Genomic DNA, 4,648 nt, shown 5'->3' with positions numbered 1-4,648 from the left:
GGGCATGGGGGCGGAGCCCCCGGAGATGGGACGGGTAGGGGCGGCGGGGGCGAATCCCCTCCACGCGACCCCAAGGCGCACCCTCAATCCTCCCCATACCGAGGATCCACCGTCTCCGGCGTAAGCCCCAGCAACTCAGCCACCTGCTCCACCACCACCTCATGAACCAGCGCGGCCCGCTCCTCCCGCCCCTTGGTACGGATCTCGACAGGCCGCCGGTACACGACGACACGCGCGGGCCGCCCCTCCCGCGCGGGAACCGTCCCCCCCAACGGCACCGCCTCGTCGTTCCACGCCTCACGCGACCCGTCGAGCCGAGGCACCTCGAGAACCAGGAAGTCGATGTCGGCGAGCTGCGGCCAGCGCCGTTCGAGGCGCTCCACGGAGTCCTGCACGAGATCGGCGAACACCTCGGAGCGGCTCGCCGCGAGAGGCACCTGGGGCGGCGCGACGGGGCCACGCATGCCCCTGCCGTGCCGGTCACGGCGTCGAGGCCCGGGTGCGGCGGCACGGGGCGGTACGGGGTTGTCCATCACCTTCGAAGCGTAGTCCCCGGCCGGGGCGGGTGCCCGACGCCCACGCGGGCACCGGGAAGGTACGCATCGAGCCGTTGCGGACGCCGTACGGCATGTCGGCAGATGACCATTCCAGCCAAGGTTGGGCTCGATTCCGTATCCTTCCGGGACCGCCAACCTCATGGCAGTTGGCAGGGTTTGGGTCGACTTGTGATCGGTTGGCGAGATGTTCGGTATTCCGGACGCGGGTCTTGGCCCAGGTCAGAATGGTGTGCCCAGTGGGGCGTGTGGGACGTTTCACAACGCGACACGGTGGAGTGACCTTGTGGAGAGTCGTCGCGGCCCGCTCAAGAGTGCGGTACCGTCCAACGTCGTGAGCCCTGTACGTCGCTGTTCGCGCACCGCCTGCGGCCGACCTGCCGTCGCGACGCTGACGTACGTCTACGCCGACTCGACCGCGGTCCTCGGCCCGCTCGCCACCTACGCCGAACCCCACTGTTACGACCTGTGCGCCGAGCACTCCGAGCGCCTCACCGCCCCGCGCGGTTGGGAGGTCGTCCGCCTCCTCGACGGCTCCGCTCCGGCCCGGCCCAGCGGTGACGACCTGGAAGCGCTTGCCAACGCCGTGCGCGAGGCCGCCAGGCCGCAGCAGCGCGCCGCGGAGGCCGGCGGCAGCGGCCGCTCGGCGGATCCGATGGAGGTCGCCCGCCGCGGCCATCTACGGGTACTGAGGTCCCCGGACAACTGACGGACCCTCGCTTCCGAAGCTCCTGGTCCGCCGAACTCCCTTCACTCACCCCCCGTTTCACCGATGTGCGGGACATGCGCAGATCTCAATGACCACTGCACGCACATTGACGCCCGGTTGTCACGGACACGACCATTCCGGTACCCGGTGAGAAATCGCTTTCCGCATCGCGGAATCCGAGGAGGCGCCCGTGTACGTCCAGGAACTGGAACCCGTGGCCGACTCACTCGGCCTGTCCGCACTCGTCGCGACCCTGCCCCTGGTCATCGTCCTCGTACTGCTCGGCGGTGTGCGGATGAAGGCCCACAGAGCGGGCCTGATCGGGCTCGCGGCGGCCGCGCTCGTGGCGTGCCTCGCGTACGGCATGCCGGTCGGCCAGACGCTCTCCGGCGCCGCGCAGGGCGCCGTCTTCGGGCTCTTCCCGATCATGTGGATCGTCGTCAACGCCCTCTGGGTCTACCGGATGACCGTCCGCACCCGGCACTTCGACATCCTGCGCCGTTCCTTCGGACGACTCTCCGACGACCCGCGCATCCAGGCCCTCGTCGTCGCGTTCTGCTTCGGCGCGCTCCTGGAAGCCCTCGCGGGCTTCGGCGCGCCGGTCGCCATCTGCTCGGTGATGCTCGTCGCGCTCGGCTTCGACCCCGTACGGGCCGCCGTGGTCGCCCTGGTCGCCAACACCGCGCCGGTCGCCTTCGGCGCCATGGGCACACCCGTCGTCACCCTCGCCCAGGTCACCGAACTCCCTCTGGACACCGTCGCGTCCGTGGTGGGCCGTCAGACGCCGCTGCTGGCCCTCGTGGTGCCCCTGGTGCTGGTCGGCCTGGTCGACGGCCGGCGCGGGCTGCGCGAGACCTGGGTGCCCGCCCTGGCGTGCGGAACCGCCTTCGCCGTCGGCCAGTTCATCGCGTCCAACTACGTCTCCGCGCAACTCGCCGACATCGGGGCGGCCTTGCTGGGCGCGGCCGCACTCGTCGCCGTACCCCACGCGCGCAGGCCCGCCGCCGAACCCGTACGGGCGGCGGTGCTGACCGGAGCGCGCAGCGAGGACCTGGACGAGGAGGATCCGCGGCGCGAGGTCGTGCGCGCCTACGCGCCGTACGCGCTGATCGTCGCCGTCTTCTCGATCGCCCAGATCCCCGTCGTGAAGGACTGGCTGGCCGGGGCGACCCGCACCTTCGACTGGCCGTTCCTCGACGTCGCGAACCCGGACGGCGAGCCGGTCGGCGCCAACGTCTTCACCTGGCCGATCGTGTCGACCGGCGGCACGCTCGTGCTCCTCGCCGGGGTCTGCACGGCGGCCGTACTGGGGGTCCACGCGCGCGTGGCCGTCAGGGAGTGGGCGGCGACCGTGCACGAACTGCGGTTCGCGATCCTCACGGTGACCTCCGTGCTCGGCCTCGCCTATGTCATGAACCTCTCCGGACAGGCCGCGACGATCGGCCAGTTCGTGGCGGCGGCCGGCGCCGGACTCGCCTTCCTGTCACCGGTCCTGGGCTGGTTCGGCGTCGCGGTCTCCGGGTCGGACACCTCGGCCAACGCCCTCTTCGGTGCCCTCCAGGTGAGCGCGGCACGGGAGTCGGGGCTCTCGCCCGAACTGCTCGCCGCCGCCAACAGCTCCGGAGGCGTGCTGGGCAAGATGATCTCGCCGCAGAACCTGACGATCGCGTGCGCGGCGGTCGGGCTCGCGGGCCGCGAGGGCGACCTGCTGCGCAAGGTGCTGCCGTGGAGCCTCGGGCTGTTGCTGGTGATGTGCCTGATCGTGGTGGGGCAGAGCACGCCCGTACTGGACTGGATGCTGCCGTGAGCGCCCGGCGGGACGGTGACGGGCCGTCCGGGAACGCACGGCGAACCAAACTCCCTGGACATCCTCGGACATCCTCGGAGGTCGCACAGCTGACTGTCACTTCGGGCGGGTAGTTTGGGGTGACCAATGAGACTTCAGGAGGGTTGGCCGTGGCTGCTGATCTGTCGACGATCGTCAAGGCGTACGACGTACGCGGAGTGGTCCCGGACCAGTGGGACGAGCCGCTGGCCGAGCTCTTCGGGGCGGCCTTCGTCCAGGTGACCGGCGCGGACGCCATCGTGATCGGCCACGACATGCGGCCCTCGTCGCCCGGCCTGTCACGGGCCTTCGCGCGCGGGGCGGCGGCACGCGGCGTCGACGTCACCGAGATCGGCCTGTGCTCGACGGACCAGCTGTACTACGCGTCGGGCGCGCTGAACCTGCCCGGGGCGATGTTCACGGCCTCCCACAACCCGGCGCAGTACAACGGCATCAAGATGTGCCGCGCGGGCGCCGCCCCCGTCGGCCAGGACACGGGCCTCTCCGAGATCCGCGCACTGGTGGAGGGGTGGAGCGAGTCGGGCGCGCCGGAGCCGGCCGTGACGACGGGAACGATCACCCAGCGCGACACGTTGGAGGACTACGCGGCGCACCTCCGCTCCCTCGTCGATCTGACCTCCATCCGCCCCCTGAAGGTCGTGGTCGACGCGGGCAACGGCATGGGCGGCCACACGGTCCCCACGGTCTTCGCGGGCCTGCCCCTCACCCTGGTCCCGATGTACTTCGAGCTGGACGGCACCTTCCCGAACCACGAGGCCAACCCCCTGGACCCGGCCAACATCGTCGACCTCCAGAAGCGCGTCCGCGAGGAGGGCGCCGATCTCGGCATCGCCTTCGACGGCGACGCCGACCGCTGCTTCGTCGTCGACGAGCACGGCGACCCGGTCTCGCCGTCCGCCATCACCGCCCTCGTCGCCTCCCGCGAGCTCGCCAAGCACGGCGGCAAGGGCACGGTCATCCACAACCTGATCACGTCGTGGTCGGTCCCGGAGGTCGTGAAGGAGAACGGCGGCACCCCGGTACGCACGCGCGTGGGCCACTCCTTCATCAAGGCCGAGATGGCGAGCACGGGCGCTATCTTCGGCGGCGAGCACTCCGCCCACTACTACTTCGCCGACTTCTGGAACGCCGACACGGGCATGCTGGCCGCCCTCCACGTCCTCGCGACCCTGGGCGGTCAGGACGGTCCCCTCTCGGCGCTGGTCGCCCAGTACGACCGCTACGCCGGCTCCGGCGAGATCAACTCCACGGTCGACGACCAGGCAGGCCGCCTCGCCGCGATCAAGGCCGCGTACGAGGGCCGCGAGGGCGTCGAACTCGACGAACTGGACGGCCTGACCGTCTCCTCGGCCGACTGGTGGTTCAACGTACGCCCGTCCAACACGGAACCCCTCCTGAGGCTGAACGCGGAGGCGAGGGACGAGACGACGATGGCGAAGATCCGAGACGAGGCGCTGGCAATCATCAGGGGCTGAGGGTCCGCGCCCCGACAGGGGCGCGGGGAACTGCGCGACCAGCCCCCACCCACCCGCACGTAAC

Annotated in this window: 4 protein-coding genes; 3 read left to right on the top strand and 1 reads right to left on the bottom strand. The window is 70.8% G+C overall.

The genetic code is table 11. The annotated features are described in order from the left end of the window. Positions 1 to 83: 83 nt before the first annotated feature. Entirely contained in the window at positions 84 to 533 is a 450-nt protein-coding gene (locus FNH08_RS45015) for a metallopeptidase family protein (RefSeq protein WP_152777320.1), read from the bottom strand. A 307-nt stretch (positions 534 to 840) separates the two neighbouring features. Between FNH08_RS45015 and FNH08_RS45010 the strand changes: the two genes are divergently transcribed. The 3 genes from FNH08_RS45010 (at position 841) to FNH08_RS45000 (ending at position 4,584) form a co-directional block, all read left to right on the top strand. Then, complete coding sequence (locus FNH08_RS45010; protein ID WP_134042683.1) at positions 841 to 1,263, top strand: DUF3499 domain-containing protein; 423 nt, start codon at positions 841 to 843, stop codon at positions 1,261 to 1,263. A gap of 190 nt (positions 1,264 to 1,453) precedes the next feature. Continuing rightward, on the top strand, positions 1,454 to 3,070 hold the full coding sequence (locus FNH08_RS45005; protein WP_322726474.1) for an L-lactate permease: 1,617 nt from the start codon (positions 1,454 to 1,456) through the stop codon (positions 3,068 to 3,070). Positions 3,071 to 3,219: 149 nt separating this feature from the next. Continuing rightward, the gene (locus FNH08_RS45000) at positions 3,220 to 4,584 is read left to right on the top strand and encodes a phosphomannomutase/phosphoglucomutase (protein WP_322726473.1); all 1,365 of its coding nucleotides are present in this window, start codon (positions 3,220 to 3,222) and stop codon (positions 4,582 to 4,584) included. Positions 4,585 to 4,648 lie beyond the last annotated feature (64 nt).

The sequence above is a fragment of the Streptomyces spongiae genome, from assembly GCF_009377185.1.
In the GTDB taxonomy this organism is placed as follows: Bacteria; Actinomycetota; Actinomycetes; order Streptomycetales; family Streptomycetaceae; genus Streptomyces; species Streptomyces spongiae.
The sequence above is the reverse complement of the archived record's forward strand: the minus strand, read 5'-3'. Positions and strand labels throughout refer to the sequence as shown.